Below are 24,225 nucleotides of genomic sequence, written 5' to 3'. Positions count from 1 at the left end.
CTAGCTTCTAGCTTCTAGCTTCTAGCTTCTAGCTTCTAGCTTCTAGCTTCTAGCTACACAAAGTATTTTTATTATTGAGTTAACTGTCAATCAAAGATGGCATCATTTGTTGCAAATAATTCCGTCTATTATTTTTTACTCTGCTTTTAGCTTGCTGCTCTAAGCTATCAGCTCTTAGCTGCTTTAAATAGGAGGCCACTTGGCTGTTAACTGGTTTAATGATTTTTACAAACAGATCGCTGACTCCCCCCTTAGTCATTGGTTAGAAATACTGCCGGCTCAAATAGCAACTTGGCAAAAAGAACAGTTACACGGTGACTTTACTAAATGGGTCAAGTTGTTAAACAAACTACCAGAAACACAGACTTCACTTATTAACCTAAATGACAAAGTGGAATTTGGACTCCCAGATGATATTAGTGATTATACCCAGAAACAAATACTTGGATTACTAAAACAATTTGCACCATGGCGTAAAGGCCCGTTTCACTTACATGGTATACACCTAGATACTGAGTGGCGTTCGGATTGGAAATGGGACAGAGTACAACCGCACATTCATTCACTGAAAGATCGTTATGTTTTAGATGTGGGATGTGGCAGTGGTTATCATATGTGGCGTATGCTGGGCGAAGACGCCAAAATGGTTGTTGGAGCCGACCCTTCACAGTTGTTTTTGACACAATTCCAAGCCATTAAACATTTCAATCCAGATCCTCGTATTCATCTCATGCCTGTTGGTGTGGAGCAATTACCTGAACTCAAAGCCTTTGATACAGTATTTTCCATGGGCGTCCTTTACCATAGACGCAGCCCCATCGACTTTTTATATCAGTTAAAAAGTCAGCTACGCAAGGGAGGAGAGTTAGTGGTCGAAACTTTAGTCGTTGAGGGCGACGAACAAACTGTTTTTATGCCTGGCGAACGTTACGCACAAATGCGCAATGTGTGGTATTTACCCAGTACCGCCGCGTTAACTGTTTGGATGCAAAGAGTGGGTTTTAAAAATATCCGAGTAGTAGATGTTGCGCCCACGTCATTAGAAGAACAAAGAGCAACCGAATGGATGGACAGTCAATCCTTAGTGGATTTTCTTGATCCTAATGATCACAGCAAAACCATTGAAGGTTACCCTGCCCCACTTAGAGCGGTGTTGGTTGCAGAGTGTTAGTTAATTTGAATACTGCCTAGTAATACGCCTAGGCATACGTGTAACTAACTCGTAACCAATAGTATCAGCCCAACTGGCCACTTCGTTGGCTGATAACTCTTTACCCCATAACTGCGCTGTATCACCAATATTAACCTTTGGTAAGTCGGTGACATCTACACTGATTAGATCCATAGAGACTCTGGCTGCTAGCGGTACTCTTTGGTGATTGATTAATACTGGTGTTCCGAGTTTTGCGGTGCGCGGATAACCGTCTCCATAACCTATGGCAATAGTGGCGATAACAGAGGGGCGTTTTGCGGTCCATGTGCAACCGTAACCCACTGACTCTCCTGCTGAAATATTCCGCAATGCTATTACTTGAGATTCAAATGACATGGCTGGGATAAGTGCTTTAGCTTGTTCTAAGGGTTCAGCGAATGGGCTTAAGCCGTACAACATGATGCCTGGTCGATTCCAGTCCATTCTGGTTTGCTGCCAAGCTAATAATGCAGCAGAGTTGGCCGTACTCAACTGCACTTTTTGTTGAGTATCTGACACAATAGCCTGAGTACAGGCTTCAAATTGACTAATTTGATTAACCGAGTATGCACCACCCACATCATCGGCATGTGCAAAGTGAGTCATTAAAACAACATTATGAACATTAGTTGATGCTTGTAACTTAGCATAAGTAGACGCTACTTCTTTTGGGGAAATGCCTAACCTATGCATCCCAGTATCGATTTTTAGCCAAACATTTATAGGCGTCTCTAGTGTAGCGTCAAGCAATTGTTGCAATTGCAAATTATTGTGCACAACAATTTCAAATTGTTTATCCAAGGCAATCTTTAATTCCGACTTATCAAAACATCCTTCGAGTAATAAAACCGCTTGCCTCAACCCGTTTTCTCGTAAAATCAGTGCTTCATCAATACAAGATACCGCAAACATTTCAACTTGTGACTGTAACGCTTTCGCCACTTCTACCGCACCATGTCCATAGGCGTCTGCTTTTACCACAGCAATAGTCTTAGAATCGGGTGCAAGACTTTGTGCCAGACGGTAATTAGCCTGTATTGCGGCTAAGTCGATAATAATTTTGGCAGGACGATACATAGGGCTGATTTACATTCCAATTAGGGTGAAAAGAGTGACGTTAATAATTATGTTTATGTGCAGAATAGAAGGTTTGTGCAAGTTGCCAAATATCACCGACTTGTCCAGTGCCCACTGGTTTTCCATCGAGCTCTACAACGGGTGCAATTTCTTTACTTGAACTGGTTAACCATAACTCATCAGCCGAACGAACCTCACTCATGCTGATGACTCTTTCTTCAACTTGCAAACTGCCCTCTTTCCTTAAAATATCTAACAACATGTGTCGAGTTATACCGGGCAACAACTGATTATCCAAAGGGGGCGTTATGACAGTTCCATTTTTCACAATAAACACATTACAAGCACTGGCTTCTGTCAACTCGTTTCGCTGATTATATAAAATAGTTTCTTGTACCCCAGCATCATGACCTTGTTGAAAATGCATCACATTCCCTAACAAAGAGGTGGATTTGATCTGACAACGTTTCCAACGTAAATCTTCGGTACTTGTTACCCTATACTGTTTGACACTTTGTTTGTCGGCTTTAGGTGCAGCCGGGATCTCGAAAGTATAGGCAAACACTGTTGGCTGGATATCCTCAGGATAAGCATGAAATCTCTTAACATCTGCACCACGACTCACATGAAAATATAAGCCGAGGTTTGCAATGCTATTTTTTTCAAGCAATTTGATAGCAATGTCACGCCAATCATCTAAGTCCATATCTAACTTAATACCTATAGCATTAAGTCCGTTTTGCATACGTTCGATATGTAAGCCAAATCCTACTAACTGGCCATTATAAGATGGCACCACTTCATATATGCCGTCACCAAACAGAAATCCACGATCCATAGGGGAGATTTTTGCTTCAGACATGGGTCCAAATTCACCATTTAAAAATACAATATTGTTATCAATTGCCATAAAACACCAAGTAAAGAAGCTCTAATTTATGGCCTGATTATGCCATGAATAAATCTATCCATTTAACAAAAAATACATTGTTTTTATATTTCTTAATCTATGGGTCAGTTACAATATGCATATAATTTCGTTACAGATAATCAGTCAAACATGCCGCAAGTTGGAAAGTTCAATACCCTAGAAGTCGTCAATGAAGTGCCATTCGGATTTTATTTAGATGCTGGCGATAAAGGCCAAATTTTGTTGCCTACTAAAAATGCGCCTTTAGGCTGTAAACTTGGCGATAAGGTGAACGCATTTATTTATCATGATAGTGATGACCGGCTTATCGCCACTATCAAACGTCCCAAGGTATTTGTTGATCATTGTGCCTACTTAAAAGTGGTCAGTATTACTAAGGTAGGTGTCTTTTTAGATTGGGGATTGGAAAAAGACTTGTTAGTGCCATTTAGTGAACAAGATTACCCCATGTCAGAAGGGGTATCTTATGTGGTGTATGTGTTCTGTGATGAAGAAACAGGCAGACTTGCTGCCTCTACTAAGCTCAAAGATTTTTTATATGAAGAATCATGTGAAGAAGGTGGTACATTTGAAGCGAAACAAGAAGTAGAGCTTTTAATTTGTGGTCGCACCGATATGGGCTATAAGGCCGTTATAAATGGGTCACATCTTGGTTTAATATTTAGAGACGAAGTATTTCAACCCATTAAAGTGGGTCATTCACTAACAGGTTATATCAAACGTATTCGAGAAGATGGAAAAATTGATCTTTGTTTTCAGTTTCATGATCCCAGTGCCCGCAATTCCTTAGAAGAACAAATCATTGAAGACTTAATTGCCCATGATGGCTTATCTACCTTAACGGATAAAAGTGCTGCAGATGAAATTTCAAAACGTTTTAAAGTCAGTAAAAATGTCTATAAAAAAGCCCTTGGTTCATTATTTAGACAAAAGCGTATCTTATTAGACAAAACTAAAATAACCCTAGTAAAGAAGTAAGTCACAATGAAAGCAACAGTTAGTTGGCAAGAAAACCTACGATTTACCTGTAAAACAGACACAGGGCATACCTTAGATTTAGATGGGAATGGAGAATCCATGTCTCCAATGGAGTCAGTATTGCTCTCAGTGGGTGCGTGTTCGTCTATTGATGTGGTGGACATCCTAAAAAAAACCAGAAAACAAGTTGATGATTGTGTTTGTCAATTAGAGGCCAAAAGAGCGGAACAAGCTCCGCGCTTTTTCACTGCAATCCATGCTCACTACATAGTTAAAGGTGACGGTTTATTAGATAAAAATGTGGCCAGAGCCGTACAATTATCCACTGAAAAATATTGTTCGGTGATGCTGATGTTGGCTGGAAATGTGGAGATTACGACTAGTTACGAACTAGTCTAATCTACAAGCCGGTCGCCGCCCGACGCGCAAAACTATTTTTGAGACTCTGTTTACTGTTAATCAATAAGGGCATTATTTTTTGCAAATAATGCCCTTATTACCTTTAATGTTTTACGCTATTTTCAACTCGCGGCTCGAAGCTACAATCTAGTAGCGGCTTCTAATAAAAGCGATTCTTAAAACTGCGAAAATGCCTGTTCAAAATCGGCGACTATGTCGTCTATATCTTCAATACCAATAGACATTCTGATCATATTGTCATTAACGCCCATCTCTTTTCTTTGTTGCGCACTACTCTCAAAATAAATAGTAGATGCAACAGGCAAAGCTAAGGTGCGAGTGTCGCCTAAGTGCGTCGCACAAATCACTAAATTTAACGCATTTAAAAATTGAATAGGATCAATACCGTCAGCTAAATCTAAGCTCAATATACCGCCGTACCCATTAAAATATTCTCTGGCTAAGTAGTGCTGAGGATGATCAGCTAAACCTGGATAATAAACAGCTGACACTTTTTCATGTGTGTGTAAATAAGAGGCTAAACGCAATGCGTTATCACAGACTTTTTCAGTGCGCAGCACTAAGGTTTCTAAACCAATGGAAATTGCGTGAGCGGATTCTGGCGATAATGTGCCGCCCATATCTCTCAAGCCTCTTTTACGGATTTGGGTTAGCCCCCATTGGGTGCTATCTGGTCCACGGTACATAGGCAAAATATTTTCAAAACCACTCCAATCGAATAACCCTGTATCGACTACCGCTCCACCTAAGACATTGCCATGACCAGCAATATATTTGGTTAAAGAACTAATGGTCAAAGACGCCAATACAGAATTAGCATCAAAAATATTCGCCGGAGTCATAGTATTGTCGATTAAAAACAACGCCCTCTTAGATTGACATAGTTGACCAATTGCCAACAAATCGGCCACTTGGGTTACAGGGTTGGCAATAGTTTCTAAATACACGGCTTTTGTATTACTTTTAAAGGCAGCTTTGACATTTTGTACATCAGTTACATCCACAAAACTAATCTCTATTCCCATGATTTGCATGGTTTCAGCAAAACTGCGGGTATTGCCGAATAAAAAATGACTCACAATTAAATGATCACCTGCTTTAAACAAGCTAAACATAGTGGCAGTGATAGCAGCCATGCCTGTTGCAAAGGTAATAGCTCCTACTCCCCCTTCTAGATGAGTAATAATATTTTGCAACGCAACATTAGATCCAGAAGACGAGCGAGAATAGACATGCCCTGCTTTTTTTCCTTGAAATACATCTACCAATCCTTGGGCATCTTTAAATTCAAACAGCACTGAGTTACTAGTGGCCTGATGTACAGCACCACTTTCAGGTGCATTCAATAACCTATCTGCGTGTACCAAACGGGTAGTAAAACCTTTATTTTTCAATATCCATCTCCACTGGGGGCACTACTTGAGTAATTGTCTTTTCTGGGTATTTACCTTGCGCTTTATTGAAGTGCAAATAAATCCTATCCAGTTCATGCTGGGTATTGTCGCTTATATTATGCATTGGTCCAAACTCGATAAGTTTTTTCTTATAATTAAAGGCTACCAAAAACACTGGGACATTCGCTTTGTGTGCAATATGCAAAAAACCTGTTTTCCAAGGAGAGATAGGACTACGTGTCCCTTCGGGTGCAAGACAAAGCACCATCTTGTCTGCCTCTCGCATCCTATCCGCCATAGTATCAACTACGCCATGATTGTTGCTGCGCTCAATAGGAATACCCCCTATACGTTGCAAAAGTTTTCCAAAAGGAGGGATGAAAATACTGTGTTTACCAAAAAAAGAAATTTTTAGTCGCAGATTAAATGCCACTGCAAGCCCTAATACAAAATCCCAATTCGACGTATGTGGTGCCACTGCAATGATCATCTTAGAACAACAAGGAAATGTTCCGTCGTAGCGCCACCCCATCAATTTTAATACAGTAGTGCCCAACCATTGACTAAATTTATTACCCATTCTGGGTACTTGATCACAAAGAATAGGTGTATTTACCTTATCAAGCATTTCATTCTTGGCTTATGCAATTTAAACTAGGCAAATGGTCGCTCATGTAAGCGATTTTGTCGAGTGTAAACAGAATGTTAACTGACTGATGTTGTTTTATCCCGCTAGGGTGGCCCCCTAAGTTGGCACACCAAGTTGGCCCCGTAATTTTAATTGTCACTGGAACCCAAATCTTGAGAATTTTTATATTTATGTTGTCTTTGTTTTGCTCAATTGCACAGAGTCAACAAACGGCCCAAAACTTATTTGGCCAATATCGCACCGCGCTGTATCAAATCAAAATAATAGAATTAGAGTCAGGTAATAAATCATCCATCGGCTCTGGGTTTCAAATTGACACCTTAGGAAATGTGGTAACTAACTACCATGTAGTGTCTGAATACGTTTATAACCCAGACAAGTACAGAATTGAATATTTGGCGCATGATGGCTCCGAAGGACAACTTCAACTTGTTGATGTAGACGTAGTCAATGACTTAGCCTTAGTGAGAAAGGTGGCACTTTCTGAACAAGAGAGTGCGTTTCCAATTGCACAGTCATTACCGGAACAAGGTAGTGCTATTTTTTCTCTTGGCAATCCACATGACTTAGGCATGATAGTCGTGCCTGGTACCTTTAATGGACTCAAGAAAAACAGTTTTTACCAACGGATCCATTTTACAGGTTCAATTAACCCTGGAATGAGTGGCGGTCCTGTGGTCAATGAGCTTGGTGAAGTAATGGGGGTCAACGTGGCAACTGCAGGCAATCAGATTGGTTTCCTGATCCCCTTGGCAAAAATTCAGGGCCTATTAATAAGCCAAGACGCGCAAGCATTAACAAACAAGCAGTTAAAACCGCGCATACAAGAACAATTATTGGACAATCAGAACAAACTCTTTTCCTTGTTGAATAACCATAATTGGACAACCAGTGTGTTAGGTGAAGCCTTGATCCCCGCAAAAATTACAGACTTTATTGCATGCTGGGGTGGCTCGAATACCAGCGATAAAGAAGCCTTATATTTATCAGTTGAGAATCGTTGCCAAATAGATGAGCAAATATATTTGCACACGGGTTTACGCACTGGCGGACTTGAAATTGAGTTTGAATGGTTAGATGGTAAATCTTTGGGTGAACATCGTTTTTATAATTTCTATTCACAAAGTATTACAGGTGCAGGCGCAGGTAATAACGCCACTAAAACCGATGTAACAAATTATCGTTGTCAGCAAGATAAAGTCACCAATATCAATGGGGTAACCAATAAAACCGTGTTGTGTTTTAGGGCATACAAAGAGTTCGAGCAACTCTATGACGTGCTTTTTGTTGCAGCCACTGTTGATCATAACCACAAGGGTTTAATTAGCCACTATACATTGGCTGGCGTAAGCAAAGAGTCTGCTTTGGTATTCACTCAGAAATTTATGGACGCAATAGCATGGCAATAGTTTTAGAGCTTCTTTCTCGGAAAAATATCCCACTTAAACATTATAAATTTGAGCAAGACTACGTCTGCGTAGGCCGTGATTTTAATAATGATTTACGTTTAGACGACCCCTATGTCTGTCCCAGTCATATGTTGGTAGCTATAGATCCTGAATCAGGCAAATTAATAGTCAATGATTGTCAGTCGACTAATGGCATCAAAGTGAACAATAAATTTGTCAGGCAAGCGACTCTTAATTCTCACGATGTAATAAAAATTGGTCGCACACGCTTAAGGATCATAGATACCAAAGTGCCATTGGCAGAAGCCATTCCTTTGAGCGAACTGGAAGAAAACCTCAACTGGTTAAACCAAAGCTTTTTAGCCATTTGTTTATCCTTTGTTTGTTTGAGCTTTTTATTGCTCTCAAAATATTTGGGGAGTGTACAAGAGTTTAATTTGATTAAAGCGCTTCCTTCAGAATTAGGGCAATTAGCGGTTTTTTGTATTTGGCCTTTGTGTTTTGCCGTATTAGCCAAGGTTGTCAAAAAAGAAAGCCATGTGGTAAGTCAATTCAATCTAACTTTATTAGTGGTTTTACTAGCCAATGCGCTGATTTTACTGCAGAAAATAGCCATATTTAATATTCATCCAGGGGCGTGGTTCACTTGGTTAGAACTCATCATCTTTGCCCTAGTTGTAGGTAGCTTTATCTGGTTAAGCCTTTTTATTGCGTTTCATCAAACCAATCGAAGACGCAACATCATAGCGAGTGCGATGACCTTTATCATATTGGCACCTATTTATGCTTTGGGCTTTTTAAACACCGAAGAATTTAATTCCCGCCCGAGTTACAACCCAGTGCTATTGCCACCTAAATACAATATAACCTCTGCTGTAGCGACAGATACATTTATTAGCAATGCCAACGATTTGTTTAACCAAGTTGATAAGCTAAAAGCGAAATAACGGCGAAGATATTATGTGTATTTTATTCGTTGCTGTTAATCAACATAAAGATTATCCATTGATTATTGCCGCCAATCGTGATGAGTTTTTTAAAAGAGAGACAGCCGAATCACATTTATGGCATATCGGCAATGGCATAATTGCCGGCAAAGATTTACAGGCCGGTGGCACATGGATGGGGATCAACAAACAAGGTTACATTGCCTCTTTAACCAATGTGCGTGACCCACAAAAAATATCTGCTGATGCAATTACAAGAGGGGAATTGGCCACTCATTACCTACAGAAACCTGATGTAAATTATCAACAGATATTGCGCTCCAGCAAAGACAACTATAACGGCTACAACTTACTATTTGGCAAATGGAATGAACTGGCTGTATACAACAATCATTTAGATCAAATACAACAGCTAAGCAGCGGTTATTATGGATTATCCAATGCCAGTTTAAATAGCCCTTGGCCTAAAATTAATAAAGGCGTAGCTAAGCTAGAAGAGTATTGCCAAGATGGCCACGATATCAATCCCGAAGTTTTGTTTAATCTACTATTAGATAAGACTTTGGCGGCTGATGAAGATCTGCCGCAAACCGGTGTACCAATCGATTGGGAACGCCGTCTTTCATCTATTTTTATCCTTGGAGAAGACTATGGAACGCGTTCGTCCACAGTGCTCAAAGTCGATAAACAGCAAAATGTTGACTGGTACGAACGTACCTACGACAACACCGCAACTTGCACATCCAGCCAGAGCTTTCATTTCAGTATAAATTAGTGCGAATTTGACTCGAATTTTGTTGTACCAATGGCATAATGAGCGCTTATTACCTATTCTGCTAATTTATCATTAAGGAACATCATGTTTGAAGTATTGCCCCAGCTTCCTGCCGACCCAATTTTAGGCTTGTCGACTGCATTTAAAGCGGACACTAATCCTAATAAAATTGATTTAGGTGTCGGTGTTTATAAGGACGAACAAGGTCACACGCCTATTCTCGACTCTGTGGCGAAAGCACAAACCATTCTTTTAGGTAAAGAAGACTCTAAAACCTATATTACGCCACAAGGTGTTCAGGGTTATATAGATGGTATGTTGCAGCTGATGTTAGGCAAAGACAGTCCAGCGATGCTTGCCGATCGAGTGGCCGCAGTGCAAGCCCCTGGTGGCTGTGGCGCATTGAGAATTTTATCTGAATTGATTAAACGTTGTGATGCAGACCTTACTGTTTGGGTCAGCGATCCAACATGGGCCAACCACATACCATTGATCGGTAATGCTGGACTGGCAATACAAACCTACCCTTACTTTGATAAAACCAATGCCAGTATCAATTTTGAAGCTATGGTCGAATGTCTTGGTCAAGTTAAAAAAGGTGACGTTGTGTTATTGCACGGTTGCTGCCACAACCCTACTGGTGCAGATCTAACAAAAGAACAATGGCAAGTAGTATTAGAGCTGGCGCAAAAAACTGGCTTTATTCCTTTTGTGGATACGGCTTATCAAGGTTTTGGTGATGGTTTAGAAGAAGATGCCTTTGGTATGCGTTTATTAGTTAATAACTTGCCTGAAGTGATCATTGCCGCATCTTGCTCGAAAAACTTTGGGTTATACCGTGAAAGAGTAGGTATTGCAGTGATGGTGACAGAAAACAGTACCATCCGCCAAGCGATTCAAACTCAAATTCAATCCATAGCACGCGGAATATACTCTATGCCTCCTTCTTATGGTGGTGCGCTTGTTGATATTATTCTAAATGATGCAGCCCTGCGACATGAATGGATGGCTGAAGTTGAAGCCATGCGTACTCGTATGCAAGACCTGCGTTCGTTATTAGTATCGAAAATGAATGAATATGGTTCAAGTAAAGACTTTGAATTTGTTAAAAAGCAAAAAGGCATGTTTTCATTTTTGTGTATTACGCCAGAGCAAGTGCAAGCGGTGCGAGATCAACATAGTGTGTACTTTGTTGGTTCTAGTCGCGTTAACATTGCTGGCATTAGCAAATCTAACGTTGATACATTAGCAAAAGCACTGGTTTCTGTTATTAAATAATCAAGCAGTATCCATAAAAAAACCCGGTTAATACCGGGTTTTTTAGTTTTTAACATTCTCTAGTCTATAGGTTTAGAACTCTCAACTCTACTTTTAAGCTTTTGACCGGGTCTAAATGTAACCACTCGTCTCGCCTTAATTGGTATGTCTTCCCCTGTTTTAGGATTTCTACCGGGACGTTCATTTTTCTGCCTCAAATCAAAATTACCAAATCCAGATAATTTGACCTGCTCTCCTGATTCTAATGCCTCACGCACTTCTTCGAAAAAAGTTTCCACCAGATCTTTAGCATCACGCTTGTTGATCCCAAGTTTTTCAAATAGATGTTCCGCCATTTCGGCTTTGGTTAACGCCATACCGTCAATCCCTCAAATATGCTTCAAACTTTTGCGACAACATAACTAAAATACCATCAACTGTTGCCTGAATGTCGTTTTCTTCTAATGTTTTAGTTTTATCTTGTAAAATCAGTGAAATTGCTAGGCTTTTCTTCCCTACCGCAATTCCCTTGCCTCGATACACGTCGAACAAGTTTAGGCCAACTAATTGATTTGCGCCAAATTTTTCTATGCAACTCAAAATATCGCCAACTACTTTATCATCGTCTACAACGATTGCAATGTCACGTCGATTCGCAGGAAATTTTGAAATTTCTTGCGCTTGAGGTAACTTTTTTAACCCTAAAGAGCTAATTTCCAACTCAAAGACAAAACTTTTGCCATTTAATCCCAGCTTTTTTTCAAACTGCGGATGCAGTGCGCCAATGTATCCTATTAAGGTATCACCGATTAAAATTTCTGCACTTTGGCCCGGATGTAATGCACTATGAGAGGTACTATTGAAACGATACCCTTCTACACCAGCACAATTAAGTAGGTTTTCTACATCAGCTTTCACATCAAAAAAGTCAATTGATTGAGTGGCGTTATCCCAATTTTCATCTCTTAACAAACCGCACGCAACACCGCTGATAACCAACTCTTGCTTCACACCGGTTTTTTCAGTGTTGTCTGGTATAAAACGCAAACCAGACTCAAACAATCGCACTCTGCTTTGTTGGCGTTTTTGATTATATGAAACTGATTGTAATAACCCCGTCCACAAACTGACTCTCATAGTCGACATTTCAGAAGAAATGGGATGTGGTAATTGCAAACCTTCCATGTCAGGGAACAATAAAGATTGAATTTTAGGGTCTACGAATGAATAAGTGATAGCTTCCTGATAATCACTTTCAACTAAGGTGTTTTTGAGTTGGCTTAACTGTATCTTTTGCTCTTGATGTTGCGACATTTTCAAACTTGCAACAGGCGCAATATCAGGAATTTGGTTATAACCATACACCCTAGCCACTTCTTCAATTAAATCTTCTTCGATACTAATATCAAAACGATATGGCGGCACACTGATTTGCCATACTTGCTCATCTAAAGAAACACTAAAACCTAAACGTTGAAAGATATCAGTGACTGTATCTGCAGCAATCTCAATACCTAAAACTTTAGTTAGGCGAGCGTGTCTTAAAGTAACCTTTCGATTGTTTGGGATTAAGGCATTATCTAAAGCTTCAATCACTGGGCCGGCTTCACCACCTACAATATCAAGTAACAATTGTGTAGCTCGTTCCATAGCCACCTGTTGTAATTGTGGGTCAACTCCGCGCTCATAACGATGAGAAGCGTCAGTGTGCAATCCATATTGACGAGCTTTACCCATAATAGCGTCGGGTGCAAAAAATGCGCTTTCAAGAAAGATATCTTTACTCTCGCTTGTCACACCTGAGTCAAGTCCACCAAATATTCCGGCCATTGCCAAAGCTTTCTTAGAATCAGCAATAACAAGTGTGTTACTTTGAAGTGTGACGTCATTGCCATCAAGTAAAGTCAGTTTTTCATCTTGGTTAGCTAAACGAACAATCACATCACCTTCAAGTTTGTTGTTATCAAATGCATGCATGGGATGACCCAGCTCTAACAACACAAAATTAGTGACATCTACAACAGGATCGATATTTCTAACACCTGAACGTCTAAGCTTTTCCACCATCCATAACGGTGTCACAGCATTAAGATTAATGTTTTTAATCACTCGGCCCAAATAACGAGGACAAGCTTCAGGCGCAAGCAACTGAATGTTACGGCTATCTGTAATGCTTGGAGTCACTGTAGGTACTTGCAGTTCGGTAACTGAAGTTTGATTAAGTACACCTACTTCACGAGCTAGGCCTTTAATGCCTAAACAATCGGCACGGTTAGGTGTTAAATCGACTTCAATAGTCACATCGTCAAGTTGTAGGTATTCTCTTATATCCTGGCCAATAACAGCATCTACAGGTAACTCTAGTATGCCATCATGGTCGTCAGATATACCTAATTCAGAAAAGCTACACAACATCCCAAAAGAAGGTTGCCCACGTAATTTGGCTTTTTTGATTTTAAAGTTACCCGGTAGTACTGCGCCGACTTTGGCTACCGCTACTTTTATCCCTTGACGACAATTTGGTGCTCCGCACACAATATCTAACAGTTCATCGTCACCCACATTGATTTTGGTGACTTGTAATTTATCTGCATCGGGATGCTGGCCACATTCGACCACTTCACCCACAACCACACCTGTGAACTCACCGGCTACGGCTTCAACACCGTCTACTTCTAAACCGGCCATACTCAGTTGTTCTGATAACTCAGCTGTTGATATAGTTGGATCAACCCACTCTCTTAACCACTTTTCACTAAATTTCATATTTTTGACCCGACTTAATTAAATTGCTTAAGGAAACGAAGATCGTTTTCAAAGAATGCACGTAAATCATTCACTTCGTAACGCAACATAGTTAAGCGTTCAACCCCCATACCAAAAGCAAATCCTGTGTAGACTTCCGGATCGATATTGACCGCTTTAAGTACATTGGGATGTACCATTCCGCAACCTAAAACCTCTAACCATTTACCATTTTTACCCATTACATCGACTTCTGCTGAAGGCTCAGTAAAGGGAAAATAAGATGGACGAAAACGAACTTGTAAGTCTTGTTCAAAAAAGTTGTTCAAAAAGTCATGCAAAATACCTTTTAACTCCGCAAAACTCACATTTTTGTCGACCATCAAACCTTCAACCTGATGAAACATAGGTGTATGCGTTTGATCATAATCATTACGATACACACGACCTGGGGAAATAATCCTAAGAGGCGGCTGTTCTACTTCCATGGTGCGAATTTGCACACCTGAAGTTTGCGTACGTAACATCACATCAGGATTAAAATAGAAGGTATCGTGGTCTGCACGAGCGGGATGATTCGCAGGAATATTTAACGCATCAAAGTTATGGAAACCATCTTCTACTTCTGGCCCAGTTTTAACGCTAAACCCTAATTCACTAAAAAAGCTTTCGATGCGACTAATTGTACGAGTGACTGGGTGTAATCCACCTCGACTCTGTCCTCGCCCAGGCAAAGTGACATCGATAGTTTCACCCGCTAATTTTTTATTGAGCTCTTGGGTTTGTAATAACTCCCCTCTAGCATGGATCAATTGTTGAATTTTCTGTTTCGCCAAATTAATTTTTTGACCCGCAGCAGGACGTTCTTCATTTGACAATTTACCTAAACCTTTTAGGAGTTCAGTCATCCGTCCTTTTTTGCCCATAAACTCAACGCGCACAGCATCAAGAATAGTGACATCCTCTGCTGCATTAATTTGCTCTTCTGCTTCACTAATTATGGCATCAAGATCCATAGTGTCCCCGAATTTTTGGATGTAAGAAATATGGCTTTTATTCAACAACTTGGTTAGTAAATACCATTTCAAAATAGCCGGCAATTCTACACGAAACCAGCACTTTGAGGCTAGATGCAAATGCCACAAAGTTGCGTTATTTAGCAACAATATTGAGTAAACCACCGAATTTGGGCATTTTTGACTGAGTTACATCTGGATTATGTTTTTCTCCGTGCCCGCGGTGCTCTTTGTGGTGAGATATAATTCTTTAGTTTTTCATCATGAAAAGCATTTTACCACAGAGGACACAGAGCGCTTCGCGACACAGAGGGAAAAGAAGCTATAACTTATTTGTTGGTATATTTAGGGTTTTGTTTTTAAGAAATTGAGGGATGTTTTCGGGGCAAAGAAAAACGGCGAGCATCATGCTCGCCGTTTCCTGAAAGAACTTAAACTTAATTGTTAAAAAATTAAGCTAATGCACCTTTTGCTGCATCTACTAATGCAACAAACGCATTTTTATCATGTACCGCTATGTCAGCTAAAATCTTACGATCGATTTCAACAGAGGCTTTTTTCAAACCATTGATGAAACGGCTGTAAGACAAACCATTTTGACGTGAAGCAGCGTTTATACGTGCAATCCATAACTGACGGAATGTACGTTTTTTGTTGCGACGGTCACGATATGCATATTGACCAGCTTTTGTTACTGCTTGAACAGCAACGCGATAAACTCGACTACGAGCTCCATAATAACCTTTGGCTTGTTTTAGTACCTTTTTATGTCGGGCACGTGCAACAACACCACGTTTTACTCTTGCCATATTCTAAGTCTCCTGTTTTAAACGTAAGGTAACATGCGTTGAATTAACGCAGTGTCGGCCACATGGACCAATTTTTTGCCACGTAAGTGACGTTTACGCTTAGAACTCTTCTTGGTCAAAATATGACGCAAGTGAGACTGTTTGCTCTTGAAGCGACCAGAAGCAGTTTTTATAAAACGCTTCGCAGCTCCACGGTGTGATTTCATTTTAGGCATTGCTAAAACTCCGCATTGTTAATAACTTATCGTGTTGCAGACACTCAAAGTTTAAGTTACATGTTTAGCAGCAAGGTGAGAACGGGGGCAGAATCCGAACTACTTGTAGACCTTAACTACTTCTTAATGGGGGCAAGTACCATGATCATCTGACGACCCTCTACCCTATGTGGGAAAGATTCGCAGTTAGCAATGTCTTCCAAATCCGCGCGAACGCGTTTAAGTTGTTCAATGCCAATCTCTTGGTGTGCCATTTCACGTCCACGAAAACGTATCGTTACTTTGGCCTTGTCTCCCGCTTCTAGAAAGCGACGCAGGTTGCGCAGTTTTACCTGGTAATCGCCTTCATCAGTGCCAGGGCGAAATTTAATCTCCTTGACCTGAATTTGTTTCTGTTTTTTCTTTTGCTCTTTAAGTGTCTTACTTTTTTCAAATAAGAACTTACCGTAGTCCATTACTTTACATACTGGCGGTTCAGCATTAGGGCTAATTTCAACCAAATCTAAATTAGATTGTTCGGCAATTTCCATGGCTTCACTAATAGACACTACGCCCAAAGGTTCACCCTCTTTACCTACCAAACGTACTTCATTTAATGTAATTTCTTCGTTGATCCGAGCTTTGTTCGAATCTTTAGCCTTCATGTTAGCGCTTTTAATATGTTGTTCCTCCGCAAAATTAATCAGATATGTTTATTGTCAACTTCCGACATGGTTTTTTCGATAAAGTCCTCAATAGACATTTTACCTAGGTCATCACCTTTGCGCGAACGCACTGCAATTTCACCACTTTCCATCTCTTTATCGCCAACAACAAGCAAATATGGGACACGCTTGAGCGTGTGCTCGCGGATCTTAAAGCCTATCTTCTCATTTCTCAAGTCCGACTTGGCCCTAATTCCACTTTCTTTTAGCATTTTCACTACTTTATTCGAATAATCGGCCTGTTTATCAGTAATATTCATCACAATGGCTTGAGTCGGTGCCAACCAAAGTGGAAACAGACCAGAATATTCTTCGATTAAAATACCAATAAAACGTTCTAGCGAACCTAAAATGGCTCTGTGGATCATAACCGGTACTTTACGCTCACCATCTTCAGCCACATAAGTGGAACCTAGACGTCCTGGCATAGAAAAATCCAGTTGCACTGTGCCACATTGCCAAGCTCTATCTAGGCAATCATGCAGGGTGAATTCAATCTTCGGACCATAGAAAGCCCCTTCACCTGGCAAGTACTGAAATTCAATCCCTTTAGAGGTTAAGGCTTCAGCCAATTCTTTTTCAGCTTTGTCCCATGTTTCGTCACTACCCACTCGTTTTTCAGGTCGAGTTGAAAGTTTCACCGAGATATTCTCAAAACCAAAGATTTTATAGATTTCGTAAACTGAATCGATACAGCCACCTACTTCAGCTAACACTTGTTCTTCAGTACAGAAAATGTGGGCATCATCTTGAGTAAACCCACGGACACGCATCAAACCGTGCAAGGCACCTGAGGGTTCGTTCCTGTGGCAACAGCCAAATTCAGCCATACGTAGTGGCAAGTCGCGATACGACTTCAAGCCTTGGTTGAATATTTGAACATGACCAGGACAGTTCATTGGTTTCACAGCATATTCACGTTTTTCAGACGTTGTGGTGAACATGTTTTCAGCATATTTATCCCAATGCCCAGACTTTTCCCATAAAGTACGGTCCATCATTAACGGCGCTTTTACTTCTTGATAATCGTATTCCCGCAATTTGCCACGAATAAATTTCTCTAATTCGGTGTAGATACTCCAGCCGTCATTGTGCCAAAACACCATGCCTGGGGCTTCTTCCTGCCAATGGAATAAATCTAATGCTTTACCAATTTTTCGATGATCGCGTTTTTCAGCTTCTTCTAATCGATTCAAATAAGCTTTTAATTGTTTCTTATCAGCCCAAGCCGTGCCGTAAACGCGTTGCAACATTTTGTTGTCGCTATCACCACGCCAATAAGCACCAGCGACTTTCATTAATTTAAAGTGCTGACAAAAACGCATATTAGGAACGTGTGGGCCACGGCACATATCAATGTATTCTTCGTGATGATACAACCCAGGCTTGTCATCTTTGTCTATGTTTTCATCGAGAATTTGGATTTTGTATGACTCACCTCGAGATTCAAAGGCGTCTCTGGCTTCTTGCCATGTCACTACTTTTTTAACTACGTCGTAATTCGTTTTTGCCAAATCCAACATACGCTTTTCGATTTTGACTAGATCTTCATCATTTAATGAATGTTCCATATCAATGTCGTAATAAAAGCCATTATCGATAGTAGGACCAATTGCCATTTTTGCATCAGGGTAAAGTTGCTTAATAGCGTGACCAATTAAGTGAGCACAAGAGTGGCGAATGATTTCTAAACCATCTTCATCTTTGGCCGTAATGATTTGTACCTGAGCATCATTTTCAATTAAGTCGTGTGCATCAACACGCACACCATCCACTTTACCCGCTATCGTGGCTTTGGCTAGACCTGGACCAATATCAGTGGCTACATCAAATACTGAAACTGCATTTTCAAATTGGCGTTGGCTGCCATCGGGAAGAGTAATTACGGGCATATCAAAATCCTTATGCAGTGGTGACACCTACCAAGCGCCACATGCGAATGTTTAAAGTCGGCTGAACCGATAAATAAAAATAAAAAACACCCAAAAAAGGGTGCTTTGAAAAAAGATGCTCTGCTACCATCAGAACAATCAGCGGTATTATAACGAGATAAGGTTTAGTGATGCAATGCAAAGCAATAAAAACTGCTGTTAACTTTTTGGTTTTATCCACCTGGTTAATGAGCAATGCTAGCTGGGCAGAAGACTGGAAACTTGAAAAACAACAACACAATGTCAGTGTTTACAGTAAACAGACCGATTCTGGATATAAAGAAATCATGGTTAAAACCATAGTCGAAACCAATCCTCACGCATTGATTGCCTTATTTAATGACGTAGCATTTTCTTCCCAATGGATACACAACTGTATTGAGGTGAAAATGTTAGAGGTTGTATCTCCAACGGAGCGCTTGATCAATACTTTTTTTGAAGCGCCTTGGCCAGTCAAAGATCGTGATATGGTCACACTGTCTTCAATTAAAACTTCTGAACATTCAGTGCAAATTGAAATTACAGACAGAGGTGAAGTTATTCCAAAACATAAAAAATTTGTTCGCATGCAAAACATGCATGGTTTATGGGAAGCAGATACAATAGAAGAAGGGAAAAGCGAAATCACCTACACAGGTGGTGGTAACCCGGGTGGTAACCTACCTACTTTTATTGCCAACAGAGAATTGATTTCATCCATGTTGAAAACCTTTCAAAATTTAAACAAAGTCATATTGTTAGAAAAATATCAGCCAATTTATCCCCAGACCACCTCAGAATGACTAATACCTCCATAGTTATAAAGGATTAAACCTAGGACTTTCCCCCTTTTTGGATACTATGTATAACCTTTGTGCCACTAATGGCGGTTACCACCAATAGTAGGCTTTGCACGTTAGTTCAATAGTGATCAATTATTGCTTGTGGGTATCAGGCATCTATTCCTTTGACGCTCGACCTAAAGGAAATGAAAATGTCGAAGGCACAGAACTTTAATTACTGATTAATATAAAAACTACTTATTAAAGAACTTAATCAACCATACAAGTTTAATAGTTACACCATAATTAGCTAACAACACACCTTATAAGGTTTGAACATGTGGCACTTTATTAGCGAGCAAATCAGTGAGTGTATTCAACAAGATTTTATTTGTGACGATATTCGCGAAGTCAAAGCAGGAGATAGCCACAAAGCCTATAAAATATCAGATGGGAAACAGCGTTTTTTTGTCAAAACCAATGAAAAAATTTATTTATCTAATTTTGAGGCTGAACGGGAAGGTTTAGAACACATAAGCAATACTCAATTATTTAAAGTACCAAAAGTAATTTGTTCAGGTTCAGTATCGAGTCATAGTTACTTAGTGTTGGAATATGTCACTATAACCCAAGGTAGCGACACCAGTTGGTTTCACTTCGGGCAAACGTTAGCAAAATTACACACCAATCACACGCAACAAATGTATGGTTGGCAGGAAGATAATTTTATTGGTCTTACACCACAACCTAATCTTTGGCAAAAAAAGTGGAATTGTTTTTTTGCTGAGCAACGTATTGGATTTATGCTGCAATTGTTATCTGAAAAAGGTCTTGTACTGGCCGACATAGAAGGCGTAGTAGCATCAGTGAAAAACTTATTAGTAGGACACCATCCAAAATCGTCCATGCTTCATGGTGACCTCTGGCAAGGAAACACGGGTTTTCATGGCAATCAGCCAGTAATTTATGACCCCGCATTTTATTATGGTGATCGTGAAACAGATTTAGCCATGACCGAATTATTTGGACGTTTCCCAGAAAGTTTTTACCAAGGTTATGCAGACATCTGGCCTCTTGAAGATGGTTATGAATATCGCAAACCTATTTATCAGCTATATCATGTATTGAACCATGCGTTACTTTTTGGTGGTCACTACATTGATAGCGCTAAGATCACCCTAAAAAACTTAGACAGTTAGTTTGAGTCAATATTAACGCTATTGATCTTTCCTATTCGCCTGACCCTATTCATTCACTCATTTCAGTTATATCCTTAGCCTTTTATATTTTAAGTTTGAGTAAAATGGAAAACAAAGTCACTCTGATTACCGGTGGTGCCAAAAGAATTGGCGCACATACAGCAAGATACCTACATTCTTTTGGTTCAAATATTGTGGTTCACTGCAACGAATCCCGCTTCGAAGCAGAAACCTTATGTAATGAACTGAACCAAATCAGAGCCAAATCGGCAATGTTAGTACAAGGTGACCTTTCTGATTTATCTAATATTGAACGAATTGGACAACAAGCCATTGATTCATTTGGGCGTTTAGATGTACTCATTAACAATGCATCCTCGTTTTATGCCACTCCCATAGGCACTATCACCAGTAATGACTGGCAAAAACTAGTTGGCAGTAATATGCAAGGACCGTTGTTTTTATCCCAATATTGTACCCAAGCATTAACTCAAAATACTGGTGTCATTATTAATATGGTGGATATTCATGCAGTAAGGCCTTTAAAAGACCATACACTTTACTGCATGGCAAAAGCGGCGTTAGTCACCATGACACAATCTTTAGCGTTAGAGCTCGCCCCTGAAATACGTGTTAATGGTGTCGCACCCGGCGCTATTTTATGGCCCGAAATGCAAATGAATGAAGATGATAAACAACAAATCCTTAACCAAGTGCCGGCGCAGCGTTTGGGAACAATGCATGAAATTGCCCATGCAATTAAGTATCTAATTGAAGCCTCCTATGTGTCAGGACAAATCATTGCAGTTGATGGGGGACGCAGCATTTCTTCATATACAAAGGGTTAATCACTGTGCGCTATAAGGTTTTAACTTTGTTTGTGATGATTTTGGTATTGGGCTGTGACAGCAGTCATCGACTTCAATTACATTTACAAGAATATCAAGATCGCATGGCCAAGGTGGTGGGTGTTGAAAGTCCAGACAAACTTAATATAAGTTTGCCTCCCTACCCCACGCTTAGGGAGTTAAATCAAAACATTCCCGCCACTACCATTAAACTGTTTGAATTTTATACCCTTAAACACTGTGAATTGTATTCACTTGTTGCACAGCGCAACACTTCACTTGGCAACCTGCAGTTACCTTCTATTCGTTATTTTTACGAAAGACAATTAATCGAGGCATTAGATCAATGCTTAATAAGTAGCAAAGATGCAAAGCTGCAAGCAAAATTAGTGGACTGGAAGCAAACTAAAGTTGAGCAGCTACCTTTGGTTTGGGCAGACTTAATTCAACTTAGTAGTGAAATGAAACAAGGGTTGAGTGCAAATTATGGATTAGTTCAAGGAAACGAACAGGATGGCCTAATACAAACCAAAGACGCCTTAAATTTTCTGCTCTACATCGATCAAAACAAACAGCTTAGCAGTGCAAGATTAGAACAACATTTGAAAAACTTAAAAGATAATCCACTGCCGGCCAAATTATGGTTAAGCCAACTAACGTTATCTGAATACTTAACTCGCGCCACACTATGGCTTACATTACACTCAGAAGATCTTCAGTGTGACAGCACTAGGTCAAAGCAAAAAGTAGATTATCTCACAAACGTGTTTTATCAATTTTTCATCGAAAAGATTCAACCCATCGCCAGTCAAATGAATCACTACCAATATCAACTCGGCCCCATTTTCGAAATAATGTCAGCACACCCGCATTTATCACCCAGTTTTAAAAACTATATCAAACAATTTAACCAACAAGGCTTTGAAAATTATCAGATTGCGATGCAACAACACGTCCTATTTTGGCAAAGCTTGTTTAAACGCTGCAATAAGCAGCCTGGTAAACCTTAGCTCAGTATTTATAAAGTCAAAAGCTATTGACCACAGAGGAAAAGGAGTGCTTCGCTTCACAAAGTAAAGGAATGTTAAGATGAACGAATTAGCATATTGGGATTTACCTATATCGTTCGGCGAAGCAGCGACTATTCTTAGTTTTTCTCTGTGACCTCCGTGGTTCAATATATCTTGTTCATTGAGATTTTCTATCTAAGCTGGCCCAGGTTAATCTATAAATCACCATTTGGGTTAGGTTTAATACCCGTTATACCTTCTGCCACGCGTTCTGAAAGTGCCGAAATGGTTGCAACAGGGTTAGCACCCACCGCGGTTGGCAATAGTGAACCGTCAGCAACATATAGCCCTTGGTAACCAAATACCTGTCCAAAGCTTTCCTTATTTGCACTGGTTACTCCTTTATCTGGACTATCAGCCAGTTTACAGCCCCCCAACGAATGCACAGTGACATTACTTTTGAGTGGCCAGAGCACGTTTGGCATAGGTAAGAAAATCTTGGCATTGGCCCACTTTTTAAATCGTTTCCCCATATCCATAATGGCATTGTAAAGTGGCATATTGTCTTTATAAGGCCATTCGATATTTAAAAAGCCTTGTTTGTCCAATTTCATCTTCCCCGCACTATTATCAATGCCCATACACAACAACACTGAAGTGGTGTATGCCGCATCATTTTTAAGTAACTCTCTAAATGCGAAACCTATGCGCCCGGTTTTTGCACCGCGAATAAAACGTACAATCAAGGCTTTTAGTGTCCGCAACAATCCAGAGAGATGAAATACACCGGGTTTTATTCCTTCGGTATACCAAGACGCAAAATTAGGGAAACTTGCATCCTCTAAAATATAGGCTTGGTCGGACTTAAAATCGGAATACAAGTTGTAATCTATTTTTTGGGTGATCACCGGACCATAATTGGGATCAGCCGGTTTTTCTCCGTCGATCACAAAAGATAAAAAATCACCATTTCCAGAAAAGTGCTGCCCCAAATGTTGATTGATCCTAGGTAAGGTTTTAAACACATCACGACAACGTAGTAACAATTCATTAGAGCCTAATGTGCCTGCTGACACTATGACTCTTTTACTTGTGGCAGTTGCCTCATGCTTATGGTTATTTAAATCCAACCAGATCACTTTAAATCCATATGAACCGTCACCTTGCGGATCTTCATCGCCAGAACTGTTTAGCGGTACAATTTTTTCCACCAGCGTCATAGTTTCAATCTGAGCCTGATAGGTATTTTCAGCGACAAATAAATAATTTAAATCCGTGGTATTTTTAGAATGGGTATTGCAACCTACATCACACTCGGCGCAATACACACAAGAGGTTTGCAGCGCACCGTAACGGTTTTTCTGCTGAACGCCTATATCTGTAGGTTTATTAAAATCATTGCCAAAAAACACATTAATATCAACTAGCTCAGATTTTCGACCATCACTCTTAGCAAACTTTTCAAACAATTTTGTACGCACTACCTCCCGCCTCGGAGCACTCTGTTCAGGAATAGGTCTTGCCCCTAATACCGACTTAGCCGTTTGATAATAAGGTTGCAGTGCCTGTTTTTTGCAGCTAGCTGGCCAGTTATGATCAAAGATATGCGCTGGCGGCTCCAGAAATACATTGGCGTAAATAAGAGAGCCTCCACCTAACCCAGCCCCCACCACAGCATCCATGTGCTCAAAACTACGAATATCAAACAAGCCAAACATTTCTTTACTTCCGGCATTTTTTGGGTTGTCTTGATTGTCTCTTACAACATTCCAAAAATTATTCGACATATCATGAGGTGTTCTAGGAAAACTGCCCATGGGGTAGCGTTTGCCCCTTTCTAGGACCAAGACCTTACCAGGCCATTTTTTTGCTAATCTACAGGCATTAATGGCACCACCAAAACCACTACCTATGACTATTGCTTCGTAATCTAACTGCATACCCTTTTCCTTACTTTC

23 protein-coding genes are annotated in these 24,225 nt (G+C 40.1%); 11 read left to right on the top strand and 12 right to left on the bottom strand.

Features of this window, described 5'->3' with window-relative positions:
- Positions 1 to 199: 199 nt before the first annotated feature.
- Positions 200 to 1,171 carry a tRNA 5-methoxyuridine(34)/uridine 5-oxyacetic acid(34) synthase CmoB gene (cmoB, locus tag AAC000_RS13505; RefSeq protein ID WP_339723314.1) on the top strand — a complete coding sequence of 324 codons (972 nt, stop codon included), beginning with the start codon at positions 200 to 202 and terminating at the stop codon, positions 1,169 to 1,171.
- Here cmoB and alr read toward each other — a convergent pair whose 3' ends face one another.
- Together alr and AAC000_RS13495 are read right to left on the bottom strand one after the other, a co-directional pair.
- Positions 1,172 to 2,269, bottom strand: coding sequence for an alanine racemase (alr, locus tag AAC000_RS13500; RefSeq protein ID WP_339723313.1), 1,098 nt, complete (start codon positions 2,267 to 2,269; stop codon positions 1,172 to 1,174).
- Between the two features lie 40 nt (positions 2,270 to 2,309).
- Positions 2,310 to 3,179, bottom strand: a complete 870-nt coding sequence (locus AAC000_RS13495; RefSeq protein ID WP_339723312.1) for a D-amino acid aminotransferase — start codon at positions 3,177 to 3,179, stop codon at positions 2,310 to 2,312.
- Positions 3,180 to 3,329: 150 nt separating this feature from the next.
- On the opposite strand from AAC000_RS13495, the gene AAC000_RS13490 reads away from it, so the two are divergent.
- The gene (locus AAC000_RS13490) at positions 3,330 to 4,178 is read left to right on the top strand and encodes a S1-like domain-containing RNA-binding protein (RefSeq protein WP_339723311.1); all 849 of its coding nucleotides are present in this window, start codon (positions 3,330 to 3,332) and stop codon (positions 4,176 to 4,178) included.
- A 6-nt stretch (positions 4,179 to 4,184) separates the two neighbouring features.
- On the top strand, positions 4,185 to 4,577 hold the full coding sequence (locus AAC000_RS13485; protein WP_339723310.1) for an OsmC family protein: 393 nt from the start codon (positions 4,185 to 4,187) through the stop codon (positions 4,575 to 4,577).
- A 176-nt stretch (positions 4,578 to 4,753) separates the two neighbouring features.
- On the opposite strand, the gene AAC000_RS13480 is transcribed toward AAC000_RS13485, so the two are convergent.
- On the bottom strand, positions 4,754 to 5,992 hold the full coding sequence (locus AAC000_RS13480) for a cystathionine gamma-synthase family protein (protein ID WP_339723309.1): 1,239 nt from the start codon (positions 5,990 to 5,992) through the stop codon (positions 4,754 to 4,756).
- Positions 5,982 to 6,620, bottom strand: coding sequence for a 1-acyl-sn-glycerol-3-phosphate acyltransferase (locus tag AAC000_RS13475; RefSeq protein ID WP_339723308.1), 639 nt, complete (start codon positions 6,618 to 6,620; stop codon positions 5,982 to 5,984). The genes AAC000_RS13480 and AAC000_RS13475 overlap by 11 nt, the downstream gene beginning before the upstream one ends.
- A 173-nt stretch (positions 6,621 to 6,793) precedes the next feature.
- Between AAC000_RS13475 and AAC000_RS13470 the strand changes: the two genes are divergently transcribed.
- The 4 genes from AAC000_RS13470 to AAC000_RS13455 all read left to right on the top strand — a co-directional run bounded on the left by AAC000_RS13470 (position 6,794) and on the right by AAC000_RS13455 (position 11,050).
- Positions 6,794 to 8,050 (top strand): serine protease, encoded by a 1,257-nt coding sequence (locus AAC000_RS13470; protein ID WP_339723307.1) that lies wholly within the window; start codon positions 6,794 to 6,796, stop codon positions 8,048 to 8,050.
- Positions 8,041 to 8,997: an FHA domain-containing protein gene (locus tag AAC000_RS13465; RefSeq protein ID WP_339723306.1), complete on the top strand. Its 957-nt coding sequence runs from the start codon at positions 8,041 to 8,043 to the stop codon at positions 8,995 to 8,997. The genes AAC000_RS13470 and AAC000_RS13465 overlap by 10 nt, the downstream gene beginning before the upstream one ends.
- A 13-nt stretch (positions 8,998 to 9,010) precedes the next feature.
- Entirely contained in the window at positions 9,011 to 9,772 is a 762-nt protein-coding gene (locus AAC000_RS13460) for an NRDE family protein (RefSeq protein ID WP_339723305.1), read from the top strand.
- A gap of 84 nt (positions 9,773 to 9,856) precedes the next feature.
- Positions 9,857 to 11,050, top strand: coding sequence for an amino acid aminotransferase (locus tag AAC000_RS13455; RefSeq protein WP_339723304.1), 1,194 nt, complete (start codon positions 9,857 to 9,859; stop codon positions 11,048 to 11,050).
- A gap of 59 nt (positions 11,051 to 11,109) precedes the next feature.
- Here the strand turns inward: AAC000_RS13455 and ihfA are convergent, their stop codons facing one another.
- The 7 genes from ihfA to thrS all read right to left on the bottom strand — a co-directional run bounded on the left by ihfA (position 11,110) and on the right by thrS (position 18,410).
- Positions 11,110 to 11,406, bottom strand: coding sequence for an integration host factor subunit alpha (ihfA, locus tag AAC000_RS13450; RefSeq protein ID WP_007620765.1), 297 nt, complete (start codon positions 11,404 to 11,406; stop codon positions 11,110 to 11,112).
- 4 nt (positions 11,407 to 11,410) lie between these two features.
- Positions 11,411 to 13,795 carry a phenylalanine--tRNA ligase subunit beta gene (gene pheT / locus AAC000_RS13445; protein WP_339723303.1) on the bottom strand — a complete coding sequence of 795 codons (2,385 nt, stop codon included), beginning with the start codon at positions 13,793 to 13,795 and terminating at the stop codon, positions 11,411 to 11,413.
- Between the two features lie 14 nt (positions 13,796 to 13,809).
- Positions 13,810 to 14,790 (bottom strand): phenylalanine--tRNA ligase subunit alpha, encoded by a 981-nt coding sequence (gene pheS / locus AAC000_RS13440; RefSeq protein ID WP_339723302.1) that lies wholly within the window; start codon positions 14,788 to 14,790, stop codon positions 13,810 to 13,812.
- 452 nt (positions 14,791 to 15,242) lie between these two features.
- Positions 15,243 to 15,599, bottom strand: coding sequence for a 50S ribosomal protein L20 (gene rplT, locus AAC000_RS13435; protein ID WP_007620756.1), 357 nt, complete (start codon positions 15,597 to 15,599; stop codon positions 15,243 to 15,245).
- 17 nt (positions 15,600 to 15,616) lie between these two features.
- Positions 15,617 to 15,814: a 50S ribosomal protein L35 gene (gene rpmI, locus AAC000_RS13430; RefSeq protein WP_039989589.1), complete on the bottom strand. Its 198-nt coding sequence runs from the start codon at positions 15,812 to 15,814 to the stop codon at positions 15,617 to 15,619.
- 116 nt (positions 15,815 to 15,930) lie between these two features.
- Entirely contained in the window at positions 15,931 to 16,458 is a 528-nt protein-coding gene (infC, locus tag AAC000_RS13425; RefSeq protein WP_339723301.1) for a translation initiation factor IF-3, read from the bottom strand.
- 38 nt (positions 16,459 to 16,496) lie between these two features.
- Positions 16,497 to 18,410 carry a threonine--tRNA ligase gene (thrS, locus tag AAC000_RS13420; protein WP_339723300.1) on the bottom strand — a complete coding sequence of 638 codons (1,914 nt, stop codon included), beginning with the start codon at positions 18,408 to 18,410 and terminating at the stop codon, positions 16,497 to 16,499.
- Positions 18,411 to 18,580: 170 nt separating this feature from the next.
- Between thrS and AAC000_RS13415 the strand changes: the two genes are divergently transcribed.
- The 4 genes from AAC000_RS13415 to AAC000_RS13400 all read left to right on the top strand — a co-directional run bounded on the left by AAC000_RS13415 (position 18,581) and on the right by AAC000_RS13400 (position 22,267).
- Positions 18,581 to 19,231 carry an START domain-containing protein gene (locus AAC000_RS13415; RefSeq protein WP_339723299.1) on the top strand — a complete coding sequence of 217 codons (651 nt, stop codon included), beginning with the start codon at positions 18,581 to 18,583 and terminating at the stop codon, positions 19,229 to 19,231.
- 317 nt (positions 19,232 to 19,548) lie between these two features.
- On the top strand, positions 19,549 to 20,409 hold the full coding sequence (locus AAC000_RS13410) for a fructosamine kinase family protein (protein ID WP_339723298.1): 861 nt from the start codon (positions 19,549 to 19,551) through the stop codon (positions 20,407 to 20,409).
- Positions 20,410 to 20,513: 104 nt separating this feature from the next.
- The gene (locus tag AAC000_RS13405; RefSeq protein WP_339723297.1) at positions 20,514 to 21,257 is read left to right on the top strand and encodes a pteridine reductase; all 744 of its coding nucleotides are present in this window, start codon (positions 20,514 to 20,516) and stop codon (positions 21,255 to 21,257) included.
- Between the two features lie 5 nt (positions 21,258 to 21,262).
- Complete coding sequence (locus AAC000_RS13400) at positions 21,263 to 22,267, top strand: DUF3080 domain-containing protein (RefSeq protein WP_339723296.1); 1,005 nt, start codon at positions 21,263 to 21,265, stop codon at positions 22,265 to 22,267.
- Positions 22,268 to 22,482: 215 nt separating this feature from the next.
- Here AAC000_RS13400 and AAC000_RS13395 read toward each other — a convergent pair whose 3' ends face one another.
- Positions 22,483 to 24,207, bottom strand: a complete 1,725-nt coding sequence (locus AAC000_RS13395; RefSeq protein ID WP_339723295.1) for a GMC oxidoreductase — start codon at positions 24,205 to 24,207, stop codon at positions 22,483 to 22,485.
- Between the last annotated feature and the right edge of the window lie 18 nt (positions 24,208 to 24,225).

The organism is uncultured Paraglaciecola sp. (assembly GCF_963977085.1).
Taxonomy (GTDB): Bacteria; Pseudomonadota; Gammaproteobacteria; order Enterobacterales; family Alteromonadaceae; genus Paraglaciecola.
Note: the sequence above shows the minus strand (reverse complement) of the source record. Positions and strands in the feature narration are given on the sequence as shown.

What these genes read in the sequence shown, in the direction of transcription:
- alr (WP_339723313.1), bottom strand. Translation starts at nt 2,269, where the DNA reads ATGTATCGTCCTGCCAAAATTATTATCGACTTAGCCGCAATACAGGCT.
- AAC000_RS13495 (WP_339723312.1), bottom strand. Translation starts at nt 3,179, where the DNA reads ATGGCAATTGATAACAATATTGTATTTTTAAATGGTGAATTTGGACCC.
- AAC000_RS13490 (WP_339723311.1), top strand. Translation starts at nt 3,330, where the DNA reads ATGCCGCAAGTTGGAAAGTTCAATACCCTAGAAGTCGTCAATGAAGTG.
- AAC000_RS13485 (WP_339723310.1), top strand. Translation starts at nt 4,185, where the DNA reads ATGAAAGCAACAGTTAGTTGGCAAGAAAACCTACGATTTACCTGTAAA.
- AAC000_RS13475 (WP_339723308.1), bottom strand. Translation starts at nt 6,620, where the DNA reads ATGCTTGATAAGGTAAATACACCTATTCTTTGTGATCAAGTACCCAGA.
- AAC000_RS13465 (WP_339723306.1), top strand. Translation starts at nt 8,041, where the DNA reads ATGGCAATAGTTTTAGAGCTTCTTTCTCGGAAAAATATCCCACTTAAA.
- AAC000_RS13460 (WP_339723305.1), top strand. Translation starts at nt 9,011, where the DNA reads ATGTGTATTTTATTCGTTGCTGTTAATCAACATAAAGATTATCCATTG.
- AAC000_RS13455 (WP_339723304.1), top strand. Translation starts at nt 9,857, where the DNA reads ATGTTTGAAGTATTGCCCCAGCTTCCTGCCGACCCAATTTTAGGCTTG.
- ihfA (WP_007620765.1), bottom strand. Translation starts at nt 11,406, where the DNA reads ATGGCGTTAACCAAAGCCGAAATGGCGGAACATCTATTTGAAAAACTT.
- pheT (WP_339723303.1), bottom strand. Translation starts at nt 13,795, where the DNA reads ATGAAATTTAGTGAAAAGTGGTTAAGAGAGTGGGTTGATCCAACTATA.
- pheS (WP_339723302.1), bottom strand. Translation starts at nt 14,790, where the DNA reads ATGGATCTTGATGCCATAATTAGTGAAGCAGAAGAGCAAATTAATGCA.
- rplT (WP_007620756.1), bottom strand. Translation starts at nt 15,599, where the DNA reads ATGGCAAGAGTAAAACGTGGTGTTGTTGCACGTGCCCGACATAAAAAG.
- rpmI (WP_039989589.1), bottom strand. Translation starts at nt 15,814, where the DNA reads ATGCCTAAAATGAAATCACACCGTGGAGCTGCGAAGCGTTTTATAAAA.
- infC (WP_339723301.1), bottom strand. Translation starts at nt 16,458, where the DNA reads ATGAAGGCTAAAGATTCGAACAAAGCTCGGATCAACGAAGAAATTACA.
- thrS (WP_339723300.1), bottom strand. Translation starts at nt 18,410, where the DNA reads ATGCCCGTAATTACTCTTCCCGATGGCAGCCAACGCCAATTTGAAAAT.
- AAC000_RS13415 (WP_339723299.1), top strand. Translation starts at nt 18,581, where the DNA reads ATGCAATGCAAAGCAATAAAAACTGCTGTTAACTTTTTGGTTTTATCC.
- AAC000_RS13410 (WP_339723298.1), top strand. Translation starts at nt 19,549, where the DNA reads ATGTGGCACTTTATTAGCGAGCAAATCAGTGAGTGTATTCAACAAGAT.
- AAC000_RS13405 (WP_339723297.1), top strand. Translation starts at nt 20,514, where the DNA reads ATGGAAAACAAAGTCACTCTGATTACCGGTGGTGCCAAAAGAATTGGC.
- AAC000_RS13395 (WP_339723295.1), bottom strand. Translation starts at nt 24,207, where the DNA reads ATGCAGTTAGATTACGAAGCAATAGTCATAGGTAGTGGTTTTGGTGGT.